Here is a 19493-nt window from a genome sequence, read left to right on the forward strand (position 1 = left end):
AGGCTAGGCCTTCAATTCCAGAACGGTCTTCCCGATGCGAATCCGCTGACCGGGTTCGACAGCCTGCGCCCGAGTCAATTGCGTATCGCCCACAAAGGTGCCATTGGTAGACCCAAGATCCTCGATGAACCAGCGTGAACCCTGCGGGAAGAGTCGGGCGTGTCGGCCCGAGGCATAGTCGTCCTCCAAGACGACGGTGGCGTCCTGGGCCCGTCCGAAAAGGATCGGCTGGCCCTGGAGCTCAATAACGCGTCCGGCCAGTGGGCCGTCGGTGATTTCCAACGTGCTGGCGGCCTTGCGCGAGGTTGGCTCCGGCTCGGCCAGCTCGGGATGCTTGCGAAGCGTGCGGGCACTGGGGGTGCCGGTGCGGGCTTTGCGACCGATCGAGAGGTCAAGGCGCATTGAACCTACGATGCCAAGCACCAGTAGCCAAATCAAGGCTAAGAACGCGAGCCGGAAGATGTTTAGTACTAGGTCGTTCATGCAGCACCTCCCTGCTTGGGGGTGATTAATCTGAAGATGATTTTGGTTTGCCCGATGGTGATCACCGTGCCGTCAAAGATTTGCGTGGCTGAGGAGATCTTCTTGCCGTCGATGTAGGTGCCATTGGTTGAACCCAGATCGGTGGCGGTGAATTCTTCGTTGGCGTGCGTTTCGATGCGCACGTGCTGGCGTGAGACGCCCGCATCGTCCACGGGGATGTCGCTGCTATTCGAACGTCCCAGCACGATCGAGTGGTGGTGTACCGCGTAGCGTTCACCGGCGACTTCTACGATGGCTTGTTTAGCGACCGGGGCTGCCGGGGGATGCGGCACCGGCCGCGGCTGAGCGACGGTCTGTGTCGCCGGATGCGCCGATGGTTGCGGTGCTGGCTTGGCGGCCGGGCGCGGTGCCGGAGCTGGGTTGCCCGCAGGTTTCGCGGCGTCCTGGAAGTCGGCGGAGATTTCTCGTTCACCCGGGCGCAACTCATCGTCGAGCGTGAAACGAATACGCACCTCGCCCTGAAGGTTGTAGCCCTGGCTCGAGGCGTGGTCGGCGGTCACCGTCGCGATTTCCTGAACGATAACCGAGCTCCAGCTCTTGGCCGTGTCAAAGTCGCGTTGGTTCAACGCCACGGTGAACGAGTTCGGTGCCAGGCTTCGGCCCTCGCTAATGGCGAGGATCGAACGATCCATCTGATTGCGTAGCGCGGTGGTGAGCTCGACCGGCTTGATTTCGGCGGTGCTGTTGCCACGGAAGAAGCCGGTGACGACCTTTTCGAGACCACGTTCGACGTTGTCGAAAAAACCCATAGCGCGTGCTCCTTCCCTTGGTGGTTATGCCCGATACATTGCAATGAAATCCGCACCCAAACGGCGTCGGGTACGGAAGCTCAAAGTCGATCTTACTGTCACCAGCTGTGGAATCACCGGAAATAGGTGGCCGCAGAAGGTGCCAGAAAGGCAACGATTTGGACTCAAAACTGGTTCCGTTGGTGTTTGTCGTCACAACCATCCCATTCGATTAGGCGATCGCAAAAAGTGTGTGTAAGCTATTTCTTGTTGCCGCGAGAGTGGTGACCAAAAAATGAATATGCGCGAGTGGCGGAATTGGTAGACGCGCTGGCTTCAGGTGCCAGTGATCGCAAGGTCGTGGGGGTTCAAGTCCCCCCTCGCGCACAAAACAAAAATGGCCCTTGACCGGGAGAAGATCTCTGGTCAAGGGTCATTTTCGTATTTCTGGGCGTCGTATGAACCCCGGACGACGCATACTCCTTATATATAGGAACAGTTGCCACTCGCGGCACACCGGCCGAAGGCCCTGTGCTTGGCCAACGCCCCAGCGTAGGATCGCCGTGTTAAGGAGTGTGGACGATATGCAGGTCATAACCCCCGGCGGTTGCGGGAATTCTCCGCGATCGCAGTTAACGGTTGAACTTTTTGAGCAGTGGGTGCTGGGAAACGTGGCTCCATGGTTGCCGTGGCTCGCCAAGGACTTCGAGTGGTGGCGCGCGGGAGAGGGGATCGCGCAGGGTCCCGAGAACGTCACGCGAATGTTTCCGGGATTCGAAGCGGAACATGCCGAAATCAGCTCGGTGATCACCCACGGTCGTTTCGCCTCCTGTGACGGATTCCTCCTCGGTGCGGGGGTGCGTCTGGATTTTAGTCATGTTCTTCGCTTCACCGGGGCCGGTAAGACTGCAAACATCGCCCAGGTGCGAAGCTATCTCATTGAATCGAGTGCCGAACGACCGGCGCCTCGCTAGCCGTGGGTGCTGCCGCTAGGATGCCCCTATGGCAGTCGAATCACATAGCTTTGAGCTCCACGGAACCGTTGACGAGGTCGCGGGCCGTGCGATTATCCGTTTTGACGAAGTGTCCAGCGCGAAATTGCCAAGTCGAGGGCAGGTGGCGGTGGATACCGAGATCAAGGGCGAACCGACGACCCTGGTGATCGAACCGGATGGGCGTCGCGGGCACTGGTTGCCGGTCCCCGCGGCGTTGCGCGGGTCGGTGAAATCCGGCGATTCCGTGTCTTTGCCGGCGTCGGTAAGCAAGGTCTGGCCCGAGGTGGAGGTGCCGGAGGATCTCTCCGATGCGTTGAAGCAGGCCGACGATCTAGCGGAGACCTGGACTTCGCTGACACCCATGGCGCGTTGGGAATGGGTGCGCTGGGTTGGCGCGACGAAGAACGAGCAAACGCGCGAGCGCCGCGTCGAAGTCAGCATTTCGAAACTACGCGATGGCAAGCGACGCCCCTGCTGCTTTGATCTGTCGTCGTGCACCGATCCCGAAGTGGCCAAGAGCGGAAAACTCATCGAGTAGCCACCGCTGGGTGCGCGATAGTCTCGTGACCTTCGAGAATCTTTAATGTTAGTCTGTGCGCATGGATGCACATAACAAGCGATGCGGACTGGATCCCGAGTCCGAATACATCGAACTCGCGGCCGAGGTCATGGGCATACTCTCCGATGCCACGCGCATCAGAATCATCCTTGCGTTGCGCAAGGCCGGGGAACTCTCGGTCAACGCCCTGGCCGAAATCGTCGAGAAAAAGCGCGCCGGGGTGTCCCAACACCTAGCGCGCCTGCGCATGGCGCGCATGGTCACCACACGACAGGAGGGCACCAGTGTGCTCTACCGGCTCACCGATGAGCATGCCGCCAAGCTGGTCATTGAGGCGGTAAAACAGGCCGAGCACGCGGTGGCCAATGGCCAGGCGCCGCCACACCACCACGCCTGAGGGTGATCACGATGTTGCGCGTTCTCAGTAACCGGCAGTACGCAAAGCTTTTCACGGCCCAAATCGTCGCCCTGCTAGGTACCGGCCTACTGACCGTGGCCCTAGGGCTTCTGGCCTACGACCTGGCCGGCGCCCAGGCCGGGTCGGTGCTCGGCGTGGCCCTGAGCATTAAGATGCTCGCCTACGTGTTCTGTGCTCCGCTCATCGCAGCCTGGATCGCCCGCTTACCGCGCAAGGCGGTCATGATTACCGCGGATCTGCTGCGGGCCGCTGTGGCGCTCTGCCTGCCCTTCGTGGGTGAGGTGTGGCAGATCTACGTGCTGATCTTTGTCCTGCAAAGCGCATCGGCCACCTTTACCCCGACCTTTCAGGCCCTGATACCGTCTATCCTGCCCGAAGAGCAGGACTACACACGGGCGCTGTCGCTTTCGCGCTTGGCCTACGATCTCGAGGCGCTACTAAGCCCGTTGCTCGCCGCCGCGCTGCTGTCGGTGCTCAGTTACAGCAACCTATTTCTGGGGACCGTTGCCGGGTTCCTGCTTTCGGCGATCCTCGTGACCGCCACCAACTTCCCGCTCCAGCCTGCTACGCCGCCCGGCGGATTTGTGCACCGGCTGACCCGCGGAATTCACCGCTTCGGGCGCAGCAAGGAACTGCGCGGACTTCTCGGCCTTAACTTAACCGTCGCCGCGGCCTCCTCCATGGTGCTGATCAACACCGTGGTACTCGTACGTGGCAACCTAGCGCTGGGGCAGGTGGATGTCGCACTGCTACTGGCTGCCTATGGTGCCGGATCCATGTGCATCGCCTTGAGCATGCCCGGATTGTTGGGGAGGTTCACGGACCGGCGGGTCATGCTGCTCTGTGCTGGCGCGCTTCCGGTGTTGCTGCTCGCGGCGGCCGCCGTCATCGGTTGGGGCCGAGGTAGCGAGCAGTGGCTCATTCTCGTCGTGCTCTGGGTTTTGTTCGGTGCGGCGACCTCTGGGGTGTTGACCCCCTCGGCTCGGCTCTTGCGCCGCAATGCCTCAAGTGATGAGCACCCAGCGGTGTTCGCGGCGCAGTTCTCGCTGTCTCATGCGTGTTTCTTGCTGTGCTATCCACTGGCCGGGGTGCTGGGAGCGCGCATCGGGCTGTCGCAGGGCGCGCTGGTACTGGCGGTGTGTGCGCTACTCGGGGTCGGATTTACGGTTTTCGCCTGGGCATCGCTTAGTCGATCGCGACCGCCAGTAGCGTCTGATTCAACGCAGGGTCTGCGTCCGGGTGAGGCTCGGTAAGATACTGCTCCCAAGCGAGACCCGAGGGCGTGAGCGAGCGCTCGCCGATCCACCGAAAGAGGTAGCCATAGGCATCGGCCAGTTGCGAATAGTCCCCGGTCACCAGCAGGGTCGCGGTGCGGCCGGCCGGGAGGGTTTCACCGATGACCTCGCCGGTGGAGGTAAATGGGTCGGCCACCGGAATGGCGGCCGAAAGGTCGAGTAGTTCTCCGGGTTCCCCGTGCGTAATTCCCATAGGTGCCGCCGAAGGGCTTACTCCCGCTGCGGCAAGGGTGCGCGAAATCAACGGGTAGGCCCGGTCGTAAAAGGCGGGAATGTTGGCCAGGGCCACCGTATCGCGCACCGCAGCGGTGTGGATGGCGGGTCGTTGAATAATCTCTGGTTCGGCGTGGGGCATGATCATTCGCCTTCCGGGCGCGGGGCTAGTGCACGTCAGTATAGTTTCGTTCGGCCCAAGGCGCACGCCTCTTACCGGCGGTGAGTTGGGTTAGTCCACGGCGCTTGAGCCACGTACGACCAGACGGCTTGGCCAGATTAGCTGGCTTTGCTCGATGCTCGTATCGCTTAGCAGGTTGCGCAGCATCGTTGCCGCCTGCACGCCCACCGCGTCCGCGGCAAGGTTGATACTGGTCAACCCGGGGTTCATCGATGCGGAGAACGGTAGGTCATCGAAGCCTGTCACCGCTAGGTCGCGTGGAACCTCCAATCCGGCGGCGCGGGCCTCCTGTAAGACACCATAGGCTTGAGTATCCGTAGCGCAGACCACCGCGCTGGCCTGTGCCGCGTGCATTTGCGGCCAGGCGGCGGTAAAACTAGCGCCCGCGGCCGCAATGTCGATGGTGGTGGCCACGGGCAGATGCTGCAGCACCGTCATCCCCAGGCTTGTCGCGGCGGCCATAAAGGCCTCACGGCGTACGCGCAGCGTTGCGGTGCCCGTGGCGGCATCGAGGTAGGCAATGGTGCGGTGGCCGCGGGAGTGCAGATGCTCGGCAATGAGCCGGGCGCCCTGACTAACGTCGAAGTTCACCGCCGGTACCGTCTCGGGCGCATCGGGGGCATCGACGGCCACCACGGGCACATGCGCGGGCACGCCAGCTAAGAATTTGGGGTCCGGGGCATGGAGGATCAGTCCGGCCGGACGCTGGCCAAAGAGCCGTGAAACCTCGGTGAGGCTCGGACGTTGCCCGGGATCGCTGACCGAGAGCAACAGGTGGTAATCCGAGGCCAACACCTGACGCACCCCGGAGATGAGCTGGGCGAAGAACGGGTTTGAGATATCCGGGGCCACCAGAATGATGGTGGAGCTCACGCCGCGGGCCAACGAGCTGCCCACCGAGTCCAATACGTAGCCGAGCCGATCGATGGCCTCGCGGACGCGCTGCTCATTGGCGGCCGAGACTCGTCCGGCCGTTTTGCCGTTGACCACCAGTGACACCGTTGCGGTGGAAACCCCGGCCTCGGCCGCAACCATGGCGGCGGTCACCCGCCGGGTCGGCGAGTCGCTGCGCGGGTGTGGTGCGTTGCTCATGCCATTCATCCTAGCGAAGGGTGGCCGCGATAAATTCGCCCAGATGTGACTGTAATCAATGACGAAGTCACCGCCGTGTGCCTACACTGAGAGCGCAGTTAATCGTTACCTGAATAGGGAAGTCAATGGCTGAAAAAACCCCGCACCAGAATGTCTCTTTCGCCTCCGGCGAGCAGAGCGCTCACGGCTATTTAGCGATCCCGGAGTCGGGCCGTGGACCGGGGGTCATTGTTGTTCAGGAATGGTGGGGCCTGACCGACCACATCCGCGACGTGGCCGATCGCTTGGCCGCCGAAGGCTTTGTGGCGCTGGCCCCGGATCTGTTCGGCGGATGGATTACCCACGACGGCGATGAAGCAGCCGAAATGATGTCCAAGCTTCCCGAAGCAACCGGCGCCCGGCTCCTGGCAGGTGCCGTGGACTACCTCTTGGGGCGCGAGGAAGTGACAAGTCAGCGCGTGGGCGCCATCGGATTCTGCATGGGCGGCGGCTTTGTGCTGAACCTCGCCGCGCAGCAGGGGGAACGCATCAGCGCCGCGGTGCCCTTCTACGGTGTGGGCCAGGGCGTGCCGGAGGATTACAGTTCGGTGCGCGCTGCGGTACAGGGCCACTACGCCAACTTCGATGACTTTTACCCGGTTCAGCAGGCCAAGGCGCAGGAGCAGCAGATCCGGGAGCAGTCCGGCGCCGAGGTGCAGTTCTACTACTACGACGCCGCACATGCCTTCCACAACGACGAAAACCCGGCCGGCAATTACAACGCCGAACTCGCCGCGCAGGCTTGGGGGAGAGCGGTCGCTTTCCTGCGCGAGCACGCAAACTAACGCAAACTGTGACCTCGGTCACCAATGGATGTAAGCTACCAAACGAACTCACTACTGACATAGAGGAGAAAACATGTCTGAAACCATCATCGTTGGAGTCGACGGTTCGGAAACCGCCCAGCGCGCCGCCGTTCGTGCCGCTAGCCTGGCCGTGAAGCTGGAGGCCGAGCTGGTCGTCGTGACCGCTCACGCTTCGGATAACACCGAGGTTGTCTCCATCGGCTCCGACACCTGGATCTTGGACGACGCCGAGCAGGCCCGCAAGCTGGCTCAGCGTGTGGCCAACGACGTCAAGGAGAAGGTGGCTGGCGTGAACATCACCGCAGCTGCCGGTCACGGCAAGCCGGGAGATGTGCTGATCTCCGAGGCCGAGAGCCGCAAGGCCTCGATGCTCGTCGTCGGCAACGTAGGCATGAAGGGCCTGGGCCGCGTGCTCGGCTCGGTTGCCTCCTCGGTGGCACACTCCGCCCCGTGCGATGTGCTGGTTGTGAAGACCGACAAGTAGGTCCCAGCGGCCTACCAGGGCACCGCTTCCCCTCGGGAGGCGGTGCCCTGTTGTATCCGTGGGCGCGTAGGCTTAACGCGTGCTGCGAATTTTCTACACCGCCGGGGTCACCCCGGGTAAATGGTTGACCCGGTTTGCCGAACGCTATCCGCAGGTCGAACTGCACGCCGAACGCTACGATGCGGACAATATCCTCAGCCTGCTCGGCGATGACCTGGCCGACGCGGTGTTCCTGCGCTTTGTCCCGGGCCAGTCGCCCAAGGATGACACCCGGCATGTCATTCCGCTCTATGAAGAGCTCGAGGTGGTCTGCGCAGCACGCGATCACGACGTGGAGTATTACGACGAGAGCATCCCCGTCGCGGAACTCGAGCAGTACCCTCAACTGGATTTGGCGGACTTCCCGCCGGAGGCCGGGGGAGTGGACGCGGCCATGGAGCTGGTAGCCACCGGCGCCTTCATTGCGCGCATGCCGATGAGCCTGGCTCGCCTCTTTGGCCGCAAGGACGTGATTTCCCGCGAAATTGCGGGCGGGGAGCCGAGCATGATCGGCATCTGCTGGCCGGTGGACTCCCCGGTGGCCGAAGCCCTCGAAGAGTTTATTGGCGTGGTGCGCGGGCGCGGGGCTAGTTCCTCGCGGCAGGCCTCGGTGCGCCAGGCGCAGCAACAGCAGTCCAAGCCCGCCGCGCGCCCGGCCAAACGCGGCGGTGGACCCGCCCGCGGCGGCTCCCAACGGCCGCGGCGCCAAGGCAAGGGGCCGAAGAAACGCCGTTAAGCCACGACAGTGGCCCGGGCCACAGTCGTGAGAAAGTGGGAGCATGGAGCACTTTGAGACCCTGACCCTAGAGACCCGCGAGAACGCCCTGATCGTCACCATCGATCGGCCCGAATCGCTCAACGCGCTAGCCCTCGAGGTCGTTGCGGACCTTGAACGACTGGTGAACTGGCTAAGCGACAGTGGCTTTAGCTACCGCGGCGTCGTCCTGACCGGCGCCGGCAGCAAGGCCTTTGTGGCCGGTGCCAACATCGTGCAGATGAACGAGATGAGCCCCGAGGAGGCCCAGGCCTACGGGCAGCGCATGCACGCGGTCACTCTGGCCCTCGAAGAACTGCAGATCCCGGTGATCGCCGCGGTCAATGGTTTCGCCCTCGGCGGTGGCTGCGAATTGGCGTTGGCCTGCGACTTCATCTACGCCGCCCAGAACGCCAGTTTTGGGCAGCCGGAGGTCAACCTGGGCCTGGTGCCCGGCTTTGGCGGATCGGTGCGTCTGCCGCGCCGAATTGGCGCCGGGATGGCCCGCGAATTGATCTTCACCGGCCGCCGCATCGACGCCGCCGAGGCACTTCGCATCGGACTAGTCAACCGCGTCGTCCCGGCCGAAGAACTGCTCGATAACGCGGTGCAGACCATCACCGACATCGCCAAGGTGGCGCCCACCGCGGTGGCCAACGCGAAACGGGCCATGGTGCGCATGGAGGGCCAGGACACCGCCTCGGCGCTCCAGATCGAGGCCGAATCCTTCCGTGAGGCCTTCACCACCGCCGATTCGGTGGAGGGACGTGCCGCCTTCGTGCAGAAGCGCACCGCACAATTCGAAGGCAAATGATCGTGCACTACGGGGAACACCCCGACCAGCAGCTGCAGTACTTCGCCCCGGCACACCCTTCCCTGCCCGGGGCCGCCCTGATCATTCACGGCGGCTACTGGCGGCAGAAGTACACCGCCGAGCTTGGCGTCCCGCTGGCCAAGGACCTGGCGGCCCGCGGCGTGCCGGCCTACAACCTCGAGTACCGGCGGGGACCCGGTAGCGCACAGCTGATGCTGGACGACGCCCGGGCGGCGCTGGCGTTGATCGAGCAGCCGGGACCGATCAGCGTCATCGGCCACTCCGCCGGTGGCCAGCTGGCCTGCCTGCTGGCCGCCCATGAGCCGCGCGTCAGCCAGGTCATCTCGCAGGCCGGGGTGCTGGATCTGAGGCTGGCCCGCGAGCTGGGGCTAAGCCACGATGCGGTCAACGAGCTGCTCGGCCCGTTGGATCTGGCGTCCTACGACCCGGTGCAATTATGGCCCGTCGCGGCCCGTGTCATACTCTTTCATGGACGCACCGATCAGGATGTTCCGGAGCAGCTACTGAGCAGCGCCGTAACCCGTGCCCAGGCCGTCGGCCAGGAGCACCGGTGGGAAATGTTTGAGGGGGACCACTACACGTGGATCGACCCGACGAGTGCGCAATGGGCCGCCTGCGTACGCGAGGTGGTCAGTTTGCATGGGGGATAGAGGAGCATGATGAACCCGACCGTGATCGGCGAGGCGCTAGTGGACGTACTGGCCTCCGGCATTGCACCGGCTCAGGAATTCGTCGGCGGCAGCCCGCTGAATGTGGCGGTATCGCTCTCCCGGCTCGGTTACCCCGGCACCCTGATTTCCCGGTGGGGCGACGACGAACACGGTGCGAAGATCGAGTCCTATCTGGCCGCGAATCAGGTCAAGGTGCTCGGGGGACGCGACGAGGAACCCACCGTGATTGCCCATGGCATTCTCGACCCGGCCGGTGGTGCGGCCTTCGCCTTCAATGCCTACTGGAAGCTGCCGCATATCGGCGCGGCCCTGCCGGAAGACAGCGAGCTGGTGCACACCGGCTCCATTGCCACGCTCTTCGGGCCCGACGAGCTGCTCCCGCTGCTCCAAAAGGCCCGGGCACACGCCACCATCAGCTACGACCCGAATCTGCGCCCCTCGCTGGTAACCAGCCACGCGCAAACCGTCGCCCACGTGGAGCAGTTCGTCTCCCATTCCGACGTGGTGCGCGTATCCGGTATCGACCTGCGCTGGCTCTACCCGATGCGTTCGGTGCAGGACTCGGCGCGGGCCTGGCTCGATATGGGCCCGGGCATCGTGGTGACCTCCTCCGGCTCACGCGGCTGCTGGGGCGTGGTGCGTGCCGGGGACGCCGAACACGCCTCGCCGGTGGTCGAGGTCGTCGACACCGTCGGCGCCGGCGACACCTTCACCGCCGCGCTATTGTGCTGGTTGGCCGAGCACCAGATGCTCGGGGCCGAGAACCGGCAGGCCCTGCATGAACTAAGCGTTCCCGAGCTGCGCCAGGCGCTGGACTTCGCCTCGCAGGCGGCAGCGGTCACCGTATCTCGCGCCGGGGCCAATCCGCCGCATCGGACGGAGCTTGCATGATTCGGCTGATCGCTTCCGATCTCGACGGCACGATCATCACCCCCGGCGGTACGATTTCCCAGCGCACCCGCGAGGCCTTCCTCGCCGCACGGGACGCGGGCATCGAAATCGTCTTCGTCACCGGACGGCCCTACCGCTGGCTGGACCCGGTGATCGAGGCCTTCGGCGGCCTGGGCTCGGTGATTTGCTCCAACGGCGCCGTGCTCTATGACCTGGCCAGCGGCGAGATTCTCTTCTCGCGCACGTTGAGCGCCGCCACCGCGCGCACCGCAGCACAGATCATCCTCGAGCACGAACCGCAGGCCAGCTTCGCGGCGGAAACCACTAAGGGCCTGCATCTGGGCCCGGGCTTCACCGATCCGCACCGCCCCATGGAATGCCTCGGTGAGCTGGACTTGAACGGGCCGGTGCTAGACAGCGAGGGGATCGTGAAATTTCTGGCCCGCTCCCCGCACCTGCCGATCGACGATTTTTATGGGCTGGTCGCCGAGCAGCTGGGACAGATGCTCTCGGTCACCCATTCGGCCTTCGACATGTCGCTTTTGGAGATGGCCCATGTGGAGATCGATAAGGCGCAGACCCTACGGGTCTATGCCGAACGCCTGGGTATCGCCCCGGAAGAAGTTATGGCCTTCGGGGACATGCCCAATGACCTGCAGATGCTTAGCTACGCCGGACACGGCTACGCCATGGCCTCCGGGCACGCGCTGGTCCGCCAAACCGCCGAGTATCTTGCCCCGCCGTTGCTCGAGGACGGGGTGGCCCAGGTGATCGAGGGGATCCTGAAATGACCTACGCCTTCTCCCACCGCGGGGTGCGCACCGGCAGCGAGGAAAACACCCTGCTGGCCTTCGAACGCGCCTGGCAGGCCGGCATCCGGCATTTCGAAACCGATGTTCGCGCCAGCAAGGACGGTACGGTCTACGCCTTTCACGACGACACCCTCGACCGGGTAACCGACGCGCGCGGCCCCATCGCCGAATACACCGACGCTCAGCTCGCCGAGGTGCGGGCCAACGGCCAGCCGTTGTGCCGGCTCGAGGAGCTGCTGGATGCCTTTCCCGAGGCCATGCTGAATATCGACGTCAAGGACGAGGCGGTCATCGCCCCGTTGGCCTGCCTCATCGACCGTCGCTCGGTGCACGAACGCATCGCGCTGGCCTCCTTCGACGACAGGCGATCGGCCGCCGTGGCGCATCTGCTCGGGCGCCCTGTGCGGCGCTCGCCGGGTCAGCGCCAGATGGCCCAGATCTACGCCTGCGCCCAGCTCTTGGGCCGGGTGCCGCGCGGGCTGCTCAGACCCTACTGGGCGGTGCAGATCCCCGCCACCTATAAGGGCCTGCCCGTGGCAACCAGGCGGTTGGTGCGCGCGGTGCAAGGTGCGGGCACCGAGGTGCACGTTTGGGTGGTCAACGACGAGGCGCAGATGCGCCAGTTGGTCGAGCGTGGGGTCGACGCGCTGATGACCGACCGGGCCCCGACCCTTATGCGGGTGCTACGCGGCTAACTTGCCCGCCAAAGCGCCGGCGGTAGTCGGTGGGCGAGATCCCGAAGCGGGACGCAAAGAGCTTACGCAGGTTTTCTGCGCTGCCCACACCGGACTGCTCGGCCACCCGCCCCACGGTTAGATCGGTATTTTCAAGCAGTTGCCGGGCGACCTCGAGCCGTTCGCGCTGGATCCACGCCGCGGGCGTGCACCCGAGCCGGGCGTGGAAGAGACGGTGGCACGAGCGTTCCGAGACGGCCAAGGCTCGGGCCAGTGCGCGAACCGACCAATCTCGACGTGGATCATGACGTACGCGCTCGGCGAGTTCGGACAGGGGCGAGGCCGTTTGGCCGGCGAGCGTGTGATCAACGAACTGTGACTGGTTTCCCGCTCGATGCAGCGGCAACACCATGGACTTGGCGATTTGAGCGGCCACGGACCGCCCGTGGAATTCGTCGACTAGATGCAACAGCAGATCCGCCCCGGCGCTGACCCCCGCCGAGGTCCAGAACTCGCCGCTCGCTACGTAAATCTGGGAACTTTGCACCGAGATCTGTCGGTACCGCTGCGCCAGGAGGTCGGTGTAGCGCCAATGTGTGGTGGCTTGCCCGCCATTTAGCACCCCGGCTTCGGCCAGCGCGAAGGCACCGGTGCATAGGCCAGCCACCGCTTTAGTCGGGTGCGTGGCGCGTGCAATGAGCTCGAGGTCGGGCTCCACTAGCCGACCCAGGAGCTGCTCCGAACCGGGCACGACCAGGAGATCATAGGCGCGCGAGTGGTGGACCGGGGCGATCTGCAGTCCGGTGTCCAACCGAACCGATTCCCTCGGTGCGCCGGAGCAAAACTCGACGTGCATCGCCGGTAGGCCATGGGCGGAACGGTCTGCGAAGATTTCGGTCGCCGTAACCACGTCATAACTGCGCGCCTGATCAAACACCAAAATACCGACACGGAAATTAGGCATGGCAGAATCCTACCGGTTACTGGCGTATCTGCCACTGGTGGGCGGCTGCGAACGACGATGCAATAGAACCATGAACGAAATGATGCCCCTGAACCCGAGCAATACCGCCCTCATCCTCATCGACATGCAACGCGGCTTCGAAGACCCCTTCTGGGGTGAACCGGTGGACCTGCCGGGCTGCCGCGCCGCGGTAGGCACGTTGCTGCGGGACTGCGAACGAAACGGGGTTCCTGTGGTCATCGTGCAACATGACAGTGTCCACGTCGATTCGCCGCTGCACCCGGCCAACCCCGGAAATCGGCTCTTCGCGGAGGTAGCAGCGGTGACGCCGGAGCTCATGATCCGGAAACACGTGAACTCGGCCTTTTTGGGCGAACCCGACCTAGCGGCTTGGCTCCGGGCCCGTGGCATAACCACGCTCATTGTGGCCGGCATCCAGACGAATATGTGCGTAGAAACCACCTCGCGCATGGGGAGCAACCTAGGGTTCCAGATCGTTCTGCCGCTAGATGCCACCACGACCTTCCCCGTGGCCTTGCCCAGCGACGCCGAGGTGCACGCGATCCTTGGAGGAGGTGCGCAGGTGCTGAGCGGGGAAGAACTCATGCGCGCTACCGCCGCCAACCTATCCGGCGGAGGCTTTGCCGAGGTGACGACCGTGCGCTCGGTCAGTACCCGGCTCAGCGCGCATTAGCCGATGTACAGGGTTTCGAGCACGTGTTCGGCGTGCTCGGCCACATCCTTGTCGTCGGCCTCCAGCAACAGCCGCAGCCAGGTCTCATGCTGCGCCAACGGGGCGATCATGCAGGCCGGACCGATCAAATCGAAGAGCTCGTCGGGCGTCCCGTAGTCGGAGAATTGGCCCAGGTAGGCGAAGAGCACCCGCATAACGCGTTCGTCGTCGACGGTGCAATCCCACTGCTCCTGCATAAGCGCCAAGGGGCGGGCCAGCGAGGAGAAGGGGTGCGCCCAGTGCGCCGAACCGAAGTGCACAATGCGGCCCTGCTGGCCGACCTCGGCCGGGGTGATGACCTTGTGCAGATCGAAGGCCCCGTGCTCCAGCGAGAGCGGCACCGGCCCGGCGTGCAGCGCAGTGCAAGCCGCACGCAGTTCGCCCAAGCGGGAATGGAGCTTGTCGGCACGCGCCGGGGGAAGATGCAGCGGGTGGTTGGCGTCCATGGAGACATGGAGGGTCAGCGCCTGCTCATACTGCTCCGGCAAGAACTGCGGATCGACCACGGTCAGGCCGGCGTCGAAGAAGGCATCTTGCTGGCCCATCAGGGAGACCTGGAGCGCCGCCAGCGAGGCCATGGCCAGTTCCCAGCTCTCCACGCTGTCGCTCACCTCGCCCAGCGCGTGCCCGAAGTCGGGGCTGAGCATATAGCCGGCGACGCGGTCGATGGCTAGCGGCATCACCACGCGGTCCGGTACGAGCTGGCCTGCGGTCACCGTCACCGCCGGCTCGGCCGCCAGACCCGGCGCATTGGCGGTAAACACCAGATGGGCGGCGTCGGTTTCCACCGCGGCGCCCACGCTACCGAGGTGGGTGGGCCAAAACTCCGGCTCGGCGGTGCGTTCGATGCCATACGCATCGCAGGCGGCATCGATCCATCCAGCCGTTTCGGCGCGCCAGTCGTCGCTGTTCCATAAATCTATCCACTGAGCCACAAGTCCATCGTAGTATGTCGTCGCAAGGGCGCTAGCTTGCTACCGTTGGTGGAAATTGCACCTCGAGATAGGACACCGCTCGTGACATCCTCCCGACCTGCATATCGCCACCGCGACTTTAAGGCCGTGCTGTTCGACCTTGACGGTGTGCTGACGCCGACGGCGCTGGTGCACCGCACCGCATGGCGCGAACTATTTACGGACTTCCTCGCCGGGTATCCCGGCGTTGCCCCATACACCGAAGAGGACTATTTCGCCCTCATCGATGGACGGCCACGCTACGAGGGGGTGGCCGCCCTGCTGGCCTCCCGCGGCATCGAGCTACCCGAGGGGACACCCGGTGATTTACCGGGCGACTCGACTATATGCGCCCTCGGGAATAAAAAGAACGCCTTGTTCACCGCGATTTTGGAGCGCGACGGGATCGAGCCGTACGCCGGGTCGCTGAACTATGTGCGACAAGTGATCGACGCCGGACTCGACGTGGCAGTGGTCTCCTCCTCGCGCAACGCCCACCAGGTGCTCGAACGCGCCGGGCTTGCCACCTACTTCGCGACCGTTATTTCCGGAACCGAGGCTGCGGCACGCTCGCTAGCGGGCAAGCCAGCACCCGATACCTTCCTCGCCGCGGCCGCGGATCTCGGCTGGCGCCCCGAAGAATGCGTGGTCGTCGAGGACGCCACGAGTGGGGTAGCGGCCGCCGTCAGCGGCGGCTTCAAGGTCGTTGCCATCGACCGGGAAGATAACGCGGACCAACTTTCCGCGGCAGGAGCCCACGTGCTGGTCACGGATCTGCAGGAGCTGATCACCGAGCAGGCCAGTGACGCGCTGAATTATGACCCGTGGTCGATCGCCCGCGAGGCGCAACGCGACGAGAGTGGCGCCCAAGACACCGTCTTCTCGCTCGGCAATGGTTTCCTCGGATGCCGCGCCGCACAGGTGGGCGTCGCCGAACACACCGCCGGCACCTTCCTCAACGGTTTGCATGAGACCTGGCAGATCCGCCATGCGGAAAGCGCCTTTGGTCTAGCCGAGACTGGGCAGACAATGATCAGCGCTCCGGACTTCCGCACCCTGCGCGTATTCATCAACGACGAGGCACTGGAAATCGGTCGTACCGAATTATTGCGCGACGACCTGCGCCTCGACTTCCGCGACGGAACGCTGAATGCCACCACGCTGTGGCGCACCGCGGAGGGCAACCGGGTGGCCGTCACCGCCCGCACCATGGTTTCCTTCAGCGACCGTCACCTGGCCGTGCAGGATCTGCATGTGCGTCTGCTCGATGCCCCAGCCCATGTGTTGGTGCAATCCTCGCTGATTGGCGAACCCACCGAGCGGGCCGTGCCAAGCCCGATGGAAATGGACTCCGGGGTGAAGGCCGACGACCCGCGAAAGTCGGAATCCGCGTCGCAGAACCCACTGATTGCCGCCGGGAATACCCAAGACGGCTCCCGCCTCGGGCTGAGCTACTACGTGAAGGGCTCGGGCATGTCGGTGGCGGCCTCCGTCGAACATCAGGTGACGCTGACCGGCGGTAGCAAGCAACCGGTGCGCACCACGCGCCAGGTCAACGCCTCGCGCGCCGACGAGGTCAGCTCGGTGAACCTGGGCAAAGGCCAGGGGCTGCGTCTCTCGAAGTTCGCGGTCTACCATGCCTCGCGGCGGCACAGCGCCGAGGAGATGCTCACCCGTTCGAGCCGCGCCCTGGATCATCTGGTGCCGTTCGGGATCGATGAGCATTTCCGTGCCCAGCGCGCCTTCATGATCGACTACTGGCGCCGCAGTGACGTCGTGGTCGACAGCGACGACAAGCAACTGCAGCGCGCCATCCGCTGGAACCTGTTCCAGTTGGCTCAGGCCTCGGCACGTTCCGATGGTTTGGGGATTAGCGCGAAGGGTGTGTCGGGTAACGGGTACTCGGGGCATTACTTCTGGGACACCGAAATCTATGTGCTTCCGTTCTTGACCTACACGAACCCGCAGTGGGCCCGAAACGCGCTACGCGCGCGTGTCTCCATGTTGCCCGCGGCCACGCGCCGGGCGCAGGTGATGAACGAGGACGGCATTCTCTTCCCGTGGCGCACCATCAACGGCGAGGAAGCCAGCGCCTACTATCCAGCGGGTACCGCGCAGTACCACATCAACGCGGACGTGGCCTATGGTCTGAACCGCTACCTCAATGCCTCCGGGGACGAGGAGTTCCTCACCGCCGGCGGTGCGGAGATCATGGTCGGCACCGCCCGCATGTGGACGTCGCTGGGCTTCTGGCGGCATAGCGGAGAGCAGGAAACCTTCCACATCCACGGGGTCACCGGACCGGATGAGTACACGGCCGTGGTGAATGACAACCTCTACACCAATGTGATGGCGCGCTTTAATCTGCGCCGTGCGGCCGAAATTATCACCCGCCTGGCCGATGAGTACCCAGATTACTACCAGCAGCTGGTCCAGCGCCTCGACCTGCAGCCCGAGGAACCCGCGATGTGGGTGCGTGCCGCGCACTGCATGCACATTCCCTACTCGGAATCCGTGGAGATTAACCCGCAGGATGACCACTTCTTGAACCGCGAGATTTGGGATGTGGCCAACACCGATCCGGCGAAGTTCCCGCTGCTATTGCACTACCACCCGCTGGTGATCTACCGCTTCCAGGTGATCAAGCAGGCCGACACGGTGCTGGCCATGTGGTTGCGTTCCTCGGACTTCTCGGCCGAACGCAAGCTCGCGAACTTCAACTACTACGACCCGCTGACCACCGGCGACTCGACGTTGTCGGCCACCGTGCAGTCGATTCTGGCTGCCGAGGTGGGGTACCGGGATTTGGCCTATGACTACTTTGAGCATGCGCTGAACGTGGATCTGCACAACTCCCACGGCAATACCGCCGACGGGGTGCACGTGGCCTCAACCGGAGGGGTCTGGGCCGGATTGGTCTACGGCTTCGGCGGGCTGAGGGATGATGAGCAGGTCCTGCGTTTCGATCCGCGGCTGCCGCGCGGGTGGCGTTCGATGAAGTTCCGGTTGACCTGGCAAGGCGCCCAAATCACCGTCTGCCTACGCCCGGAGTCGATTTCTTTTGATCTCTGCGGCGCCCCGGCGCTGTCGGTGCAGGTGCGCGGGGAGACCATTCAGTTGATCGAAAACGAGACCTATACGGTGCCGTTGGCCGACCAGGGTCCGGTGCGCGAGGGGCGGCCAAGTATCGAGCACGTCCTGGACCGGCAACGCGAGAATAACCGCGATCAACTTCGTCAGGCGTGGCGTCGCAACGTGTAAGACGCCAAATTGCTAAAACGAAATATCAGCGTATGACATGGCCTTATGCGCTGATATTTCTTTTAACTATTGACGGGTAATTCACATCACATCTAGGATCTGTCAAGTGAACCTGACACGTGTTAGGAGATGTGGATATGAGTTCAGGAATAACCCGGCGTGCGCTGGTGACAGCGGCGGCTCTCGGGATCGCAGGGGTGAGTGTTGGGGCGTGGCCTCGCCTGTCCGGCGCCGATATACCCGGGCGTCACGCAAAAGGACTGCGTGTAGCCATTTTGGGTAACTCTGCGGACGCAGAGGCCAGACGCGGAATCGCCGAGGCTTTCATGCGAGAGCATCCGAATATTCCGGTGCACCTGCAGGCCATTCAGGGTGCAGATTGGAAGGATTTCTTCGCCAAGATTCTGACCATGGTGGCCGCAGGTAATGCTCCAGATGTGGTCTATGTGGCTACCGAAGGGACGCAGCTATTCGCGGAGAAGCTCGCCGAGCCCCTCGATAGCTATGTGCAACGCGACGCGCAACAGGTAGCGGAGTATTTTGCCGACGTGCACCCGTCACTGATCGAGGCGTTTATGTACCGCGGCAGTCTCTATCAGATGCCGCTGGACTTTAACGCCGCGAATATGTACTTGAACTCGTCGACCTTGAGAAGGGCGGGGCTTGAGTATCCTCCCGCAGAGTGGACGTGGGACGACTTCGAGTCCATGATGCGCGGAATGAAAAAGCGCGAGGGCAGGGGCTTCACTCCGTACTACTGGACCAACCGCTTATTCGGCGGTGTTGTGCCATGGCTTTACACCAATGACACATCTTTCCTTACGGAAACTAGGGCTCAGGGCGGTTCGTGGCTATGGGATGGCTTTTACCCGGGTGAAGCGACGAAAACTCCTAGGAGTGGCGGCTACCTGTGGGAAAACCCGAATGCCGAAGATCCGAAGGTACTGGAGACCTTCGAATTTCTCCGCGACCTCGTTGGCCAAGGTCTGGCTGTACGTCCCGAGGGTGGAGGAGGGAATTCGCTGGTGGGACTCTTCGCGAATGGAAAGATCGGTGCGGCACCTGCCGGAGGCTACTGGGTCGACGGATTGGTTCAAGGTGGGATGGGCCCCAAGGATTTCGATGTGCAGTTCTTTCCCGGACAGCGCAGTCAACGCCACCAATTCGGGGCGGCAGGTTACGCCATCATGCGTGATTCCAAGCTGAAGGACGAGGCCTGGGAGTGGGTCAAGTTCACCGCGCGGCGCGATCAAATGCTCACCATGTTTGATAGGCCCAACACCACCCCGACGCGCCGTTCGATGGTCAATGAAGCCTTCTACGCAAAGACCGGGCCGCAGCACTGGAAAGTCTTCTATGACACCTTGGATCGTTTTCCAACCTCCGGGCCCATTCCGGCACCGCCGCAACAAGCCGCCATCGAAACTGCACTGATGAAGAACGTCACCAACGCCGTAGGCGGAAGTAGAGCTCAAACACGACAAACATTAGGAGCTCTCCAACGTGACCTGGAACTTGCGATGAGGAGCGTGTAATGGCGCGTGTTACCAACC

21 protein-coding genes and 1 tRNA gene are annotated in these 19493 nt (G+C 63.5%); 16 read left to right on the forward strand and 6 right to left on the reverse strand.

Features of this window, described 5'->3' with window-relative positions; genetic code table 11:
- Positions 1-3 precede the first annotated feature (3 nt).
- Both ACYU0X_RS00155 and ACYU0X_RS00160 read right to left on the reverse strand, forming a co-directional pair.
- Entirely contained in the window at positions 4-483 is a 480-nt protein-coding gene (locus ACYU0X_RS00155; protein ID WP_309410307.1) for an FHA domain-containing protein FhaB/FipA, read from the reverse strand.
- A complete protein-coding gene (locus ACYU0X_RS00160) occupies positions 480-1292 on the reverse strand; it encodes an FhaA domain-containing protein (protein ID WP_461901778.1) in 813 nt (270 codons plus the stop codon). The genes ACYU0X_RS00155 and ACYU0X_RS00160 overlap by 4 nt, the downstream gene beginning before the upstream one ends.
- A gap of 282 nt (positions 1293-1574) precedes the next feature.
- Here ACYU0X_RS00160 and ACYU0X_RS00165 point away from each other — a divergent pair.
- The 5 genes from ACYU0X_RS00165 to ACYU0X_RS00185 all read left to right on the forward strand — a co-directional run bounded on the left by ACYU0X_RS00165 (position 1575) and on the right by ACYU0X_RS00185 (position 4496).
- Positions 1575-1658 (forward strand) — tRNA-Leu (locus tag ACYU0X_RS00165).
- A 197-nt stretch (positions 1659-1855) separates the two neighbouring features.
- Positions 1856-2245 (forward strand): nuclear transport factor 2 family protein, encoded by a 390-nt coding sequence (locus ACYU0X_RS00170; RefSeq protein ID WP_461901779.1) that lies wholly within the window; start codon positions 1856-1858, stop codon positions 2243-2245.
- A gap of 28 nt (positions 2246-2273) precedes the next feature.
- Complete coding sequence (locus tag ACYU0X_RS00175) at positions 2274-2804, forward strand: YdeI/OmpD-associated family protein (RefSeq protein WP_418907966.1); 531 nt, start codon at positions 2274-2276, stop codon at positions 2802-2804.
- 61 nt (positions 2805-2865) lie between these two features.
- Positions 2866-3222, forward strand: a complete 357-nt coding sequence (locus ACYU0X_RS00180; RefSeq protein WP_418907967.1) for an ArsR/SmtB family transcription factor — start codon at positions 2866-2868, stop codon at positions 3220-3222.
- An 11-nt stretch (positions 3223-3233) separates the two neighbouring features.
- Positions 3234-4496 (forward strand): MFS transporter, encoded by a 1263-nt coding sequence (locus tag ACYU0X_RS00185; protein WP_461901780.1) that lies wholly within the window; start codon positions 3234-3236, stop codon positions 4494-4496.
- Here the strand turns inward: ACYU0X_RS00185 and ACYU0X_RS00190 are convergent.
- Complete coding sequence (locus tag ACYU0X_RS00190) at positions 4429-4893, reverse strand: GyrI-like domain-containing protein (RefSeq protein ID WP_461901781.1); 465 nt, start codon at positions 4891-4893, stop codon at positions 4429-4431. The genes ACYU0X_RS00185 and ACYU0X_RS00190 overlap by 68 nt on opposite strands.
- 90 nt (positions 4894-4983) lie before the next feature.
- Complete coding sequence (locus tag ACYU0X_RS00195) at positions 4984-6024, reverse strand: LacI family DNA-binding transcriptional regulator (RefSeq protein WP_461901782.1); 1041 nt, start codon at positions 6022-6024, stop codon at positions 4984-4986.
- Between the two features lie 125 nt (positions 6025-6149).
- Here ACYU0X_RS00195 and ACYU0X_RS00200 point away from each other — a divergent pair, with 125 nt between their 5' ends.
- The 8 genes from ACYU0X_RS00200 (at position 6150) to ACYU0X_RS00235 (ending at position 12050) form a co-directional block, all read left to right on the forward strand.
- Positions 6150-6848: a dienelactone hydrolase family protein gene (locus ACYU0X_RS00200; RefSeq protein WP_309410299.1), complete on the forward strand. Its 699-nt coding sequence runs from the start codon at positions 6150-6152 to the stop codon at positions 6846-6848.
- A 73-nt stretch (positions 6849-6921) separates the two neighbouring features.
- The gene (locus ACYU0X_RS00205) at positions 6922-7353 is read left to right on the forward strand and encodes a universal stress protein (protein WP_461901783.1); all 432 of its coding nucleotides are present in this window, start codon (positions 6922-6924) and stop codon (positions 7351-7353) included.
- A 79-nt stretch (positions 7354-7432) separates the two neighbouring features.
- Positions 7433-8128 carry a LysR family transcriptional regulator substrate-binding protein gene (locus ACYU0X_RS00210; RefSeq protein WP_461901784.1) on the forward strand — a complete coding sequence of 232 codons (696 nt, stop codon included), beginning with the start codon at positions 7433-7435 and terminating at the stop codon, positions 8126-8128.
- 43 nt (positions 8129-8171) lie between these two features.
- Positions 8172-8960: an enoyl-CoA hydratase/isomerase family protein gene (locus tag ACYU0X_RS00215; RefSeq protein ID WP_461901785.1), complete on the forward strand. Its 789-nt coding sequence runs from the start codon at positions 8172-8174 to the stop codon at positions 8958-8960.
- Positions 8957-9631 (forward strand): alpha/beta hydrolase, encoded by a 675-nt coding sequence (locus ACYU0X_RS00220; protein WP_461901786.1) that lies wholly within the window; start codon positions 8957-8959, stop codon positions 9629-9631. Before ACYU0X_RS00215 ends, ACYU0X_RS00220 begins: the two co-directional genes overlap by 4 nt.
- A 6-nt stretch (positions 9632-9637) precedes the next feature.
- Positions 9638-10543 carry a carbohydrate kinase family protein gene (locus ACYU0X_RS00225; protein WP_418907976.1) on the forward strand — a complete coding sequence of 302 codons (906 nt, stop codon included), beginning with the start codon at positions 9638-9640 and terminating at the stop codon, positions 10541-10543.
- Entirely contained in the window at positions 10540-11334 is a 795-nt protein-coding gene (locus ACYU0X_RS00230) for an HAD family hydrolase (RefSeq protein ID WP_418907977.1), read from the forward strand. The genes ACYU0X_RS00225 and ACYU0X_RS00230 overlap by 4 nt, the downstream gene beginning before the upstream one ends.
- The gene (locus tag ACYU0X_RS00235) at positions 11331-12050 is read left to right on the forward strand and encodes a glycerophosphodiester phosphodiesterase family protein (RefSeq protein WP_418907978.1); all 720 of its coding nucleotides are present in this window, start codon (positions 11331-11333) and stop codon (positions 12048-12050) included. The genes ACYU0X_RS00230 and ACYU0X_RS00235 overlap by 4 nt, the downstream gene beginning before the upstream one ends.
- On the opposite strand, the gene ACYU0X_RS00240 is transcribed toward ACYU0X_RS00235, so the two are convergent.
- Positions 12028-12993 carry a GlxA family transcriptional regulator gene (locus ACYU0X_RS00240; RefSeq protein ID WP_418907979.1) on the reverse strand — a complete coding sequence of 322 codons (966 nt, stop codon included), beginning with the start codon at positions 12991-12993 and terminating at the stop codon, positions 12028-12030. The genes ACYU0X_RS00235 and ACYU0X_RS00240 overlap by 23 nt on opposite strands.
- On the opposite strand from ACYU0X_RS00240, the gene ACYU0X_RS00245 reads away from it, so the two are divergent.
- Complete coding sequence (locus tag ACYU0X_RS00245; RefSeq protein WP_418907980.1) at positions 12992-13687, forward strand: isochorismatase family protein; 696 nt, start codon at positions 12992-12994, stop codon at positions 13685-13687. The genes ACYU0X_RS00240 and ACYU0X_RS00245 overlap by 2 nt on opposite strands.
- Here the strand turns inward: ACYU0X_RS00245 and ACYU0X_RS00250 are convergent.
- The gene (locus ACYU0X_RS00250) at positions 13684-14661 is read right to left on the reverse strand and encodes a hypothetical protein (protein ID WP_418907981.1); all 978 of its coding nucleotides are present in this window, start codon (positions 14659-14661) and stop codon (positions 13684-13686) included. The two genes, ACYU0X_RS00245 and ACYU0X_RS00250, sit on opposite strands and share 4 nt — an antisense overlap.
- Before the next feature lie 81 nt (positions 14662-14742).
- Here ACYU0X_RS00250 and ACYU0X_RS00255 point away from each other — a divergent pair, with 81 nt between their 5' ends.
- Both ACYU0X_RS00255 and ACYU0X_RS00260 read left to right on the forward strand, forming a co-directional pair.
- The gene (locus ACYU0X_RS00255; protein WP_418907982.1) at positions 14743-17940 is read left to right on the forward strand and encodes a beta-phosphoglucomutase family hydrolase; all 3198 of its coding nucleotides are present in this window, start codon (positions 14743-14745) and stop codon (positions 17938-17940) included.
- 137 nt (positions 17941-18077) lie between these two features.
- Positions 18078-19475: an extracellular solute-binding protein gene (locus tag ACYU0X_RS00260; RefSeq protein WP_418907983.1), complete on the forward strand. Its 1398-nt coding sequence runs from the start codon at positions 18078-18080 to the stop codon at positions 19473-19475.
- Positions 19476-19493 lie beyond the last annotated feature (18 nt).

This window comes from Glutamicibacter sp. X7 (genome assembly GCF_054889245.1).

Bases quoted from the DNA above. Each gene is read 5' to 3' on its own strand.
- ACYU0X_RS00185 (WP_461901780.1), top strand. From the start codon at position 3,234: ATGTTGCGCGTTCTCAGTAACCGGCAGTACGCAAAGCTTTTCACGGCC.
- ACYU0X_RS00190 (WP_461901781.1), bottom strand. From the start codon at position 4,893: ATGCCCCACGCCGAACCAGAGATTATTCAACGACCCGCCATCCACACC.
- ACYU0X_RS00260 (WP_418907983.1), top strand. From the start codon at position 18,078: ATGAGTTCAGGAATAACCCGGCGTGCGCTGGTGACAGCGGCGGCTCTC.
- ACYU0X_RS00160 (WP_461901778.1), bottom strand. From the start codon at position 1,292: ATGGGTTTTTTCGACAACGTCGAACGTGGTCTCGAAAAGGTCGTCACC.
- ACYU0X_RS00205 (WP_461901783.1), top strand. From the start codon at position 6,922: ATGTCTGAAACCATCATCGTTGGAGTCGACGGTTCGGAAACCGCCCAG.
- ACYU0X_RS00155 (WP_309410307.1), bottom strand. From the start codon at position 483: ATGAACGACCTAGTACTAAACATCTTCCGGCTCGCGTTCTTAGCCTTG.
- ACYU0X_RS00240 (WP_418907979.1), bottom strand. From the start codon at position 12,993: ATGCCTAATTTCCGTGTCGGTATTTTGGTGTTTGATCAGGCGCGCAGT.
- ACYU0X_RS00180 (WP_418907967.1), top strand. From the start codon at position 2,866: ATGGATGCACATAACAAGCGATGCGGACTGGATCCCGAGTCCGAATAC.
- ACYU0X_RS00225 (WP_418907976.1), top strand. From the start codon at position 9,638: ATGATGAACCCGACCGTGATCGGCGAGGCGCTAGTGGACGTACTGGCC.
- ACYU0X_RS00230 (WP_418907977.1), top strand. From the start codon at position 10,540: ATGATTCGGCTGATCGCTTCCGATCTCGACGGCACGATCATCACCCCC.
- ACYU0X_RS00220 (WP_461901786.1), top strand. From the start codon at position 8,957: ATGATCGTGCACTACGGGGAACACCCCGACCAGCAGCTGCAGTACTTC.
- ACYU0X_RS00175 (WP_418907966.1), top strand. From the start codon at position 2,274: ATGGCAGTCGAATCACATAGCTTTGAGCTCCACGGAACCGTTGACGAG.
- ACYU0X_RS00245 (WP_418907980.1), top strand. From the start codon at position 12,992: ATGGCAGAATCCTACCGGTTACTGGCGTATCTGCCACTGGTGGGCGGC.
- ACYU0X_RS00195 (WP_461901782.1), bottom strand. From the start codon at position 6,024: ATGAGCAACGCACCACACCCGCGCAGCGACTCGCCGACCCGGCGGGTG.
- ACYU0X_RS00215 (WP_461901785.1), top strand. From the start codon at position 8,172: ATGGAGCACTTTGAGACCCTGACCCTAGAGACCCGCGAGAACGCCCTG.
- ACYU0X_RS00170 (WP_461901779.1), top strand. From the start codon at position 1,856: ATGCAGGTCATAACCCCCGGCGGTTGCGGGAATTCTCCGCGATCGCAG.
- ACYU0X_RS00235 (WP_418907978.1), top strand. From the start codon at position 11,331: ATGACCTACGCCTTCTCCCACCGCGGGGTGCGCACCGGCAGCGAGGAA.
- ACYU0X_RS00200 (WP_309410299.1), top strand. From the start codon at position 6,150: ATGGCTGAAAAAACCCCGCACCAGAATGTCTCTTTCGCCTCCGGCGAG.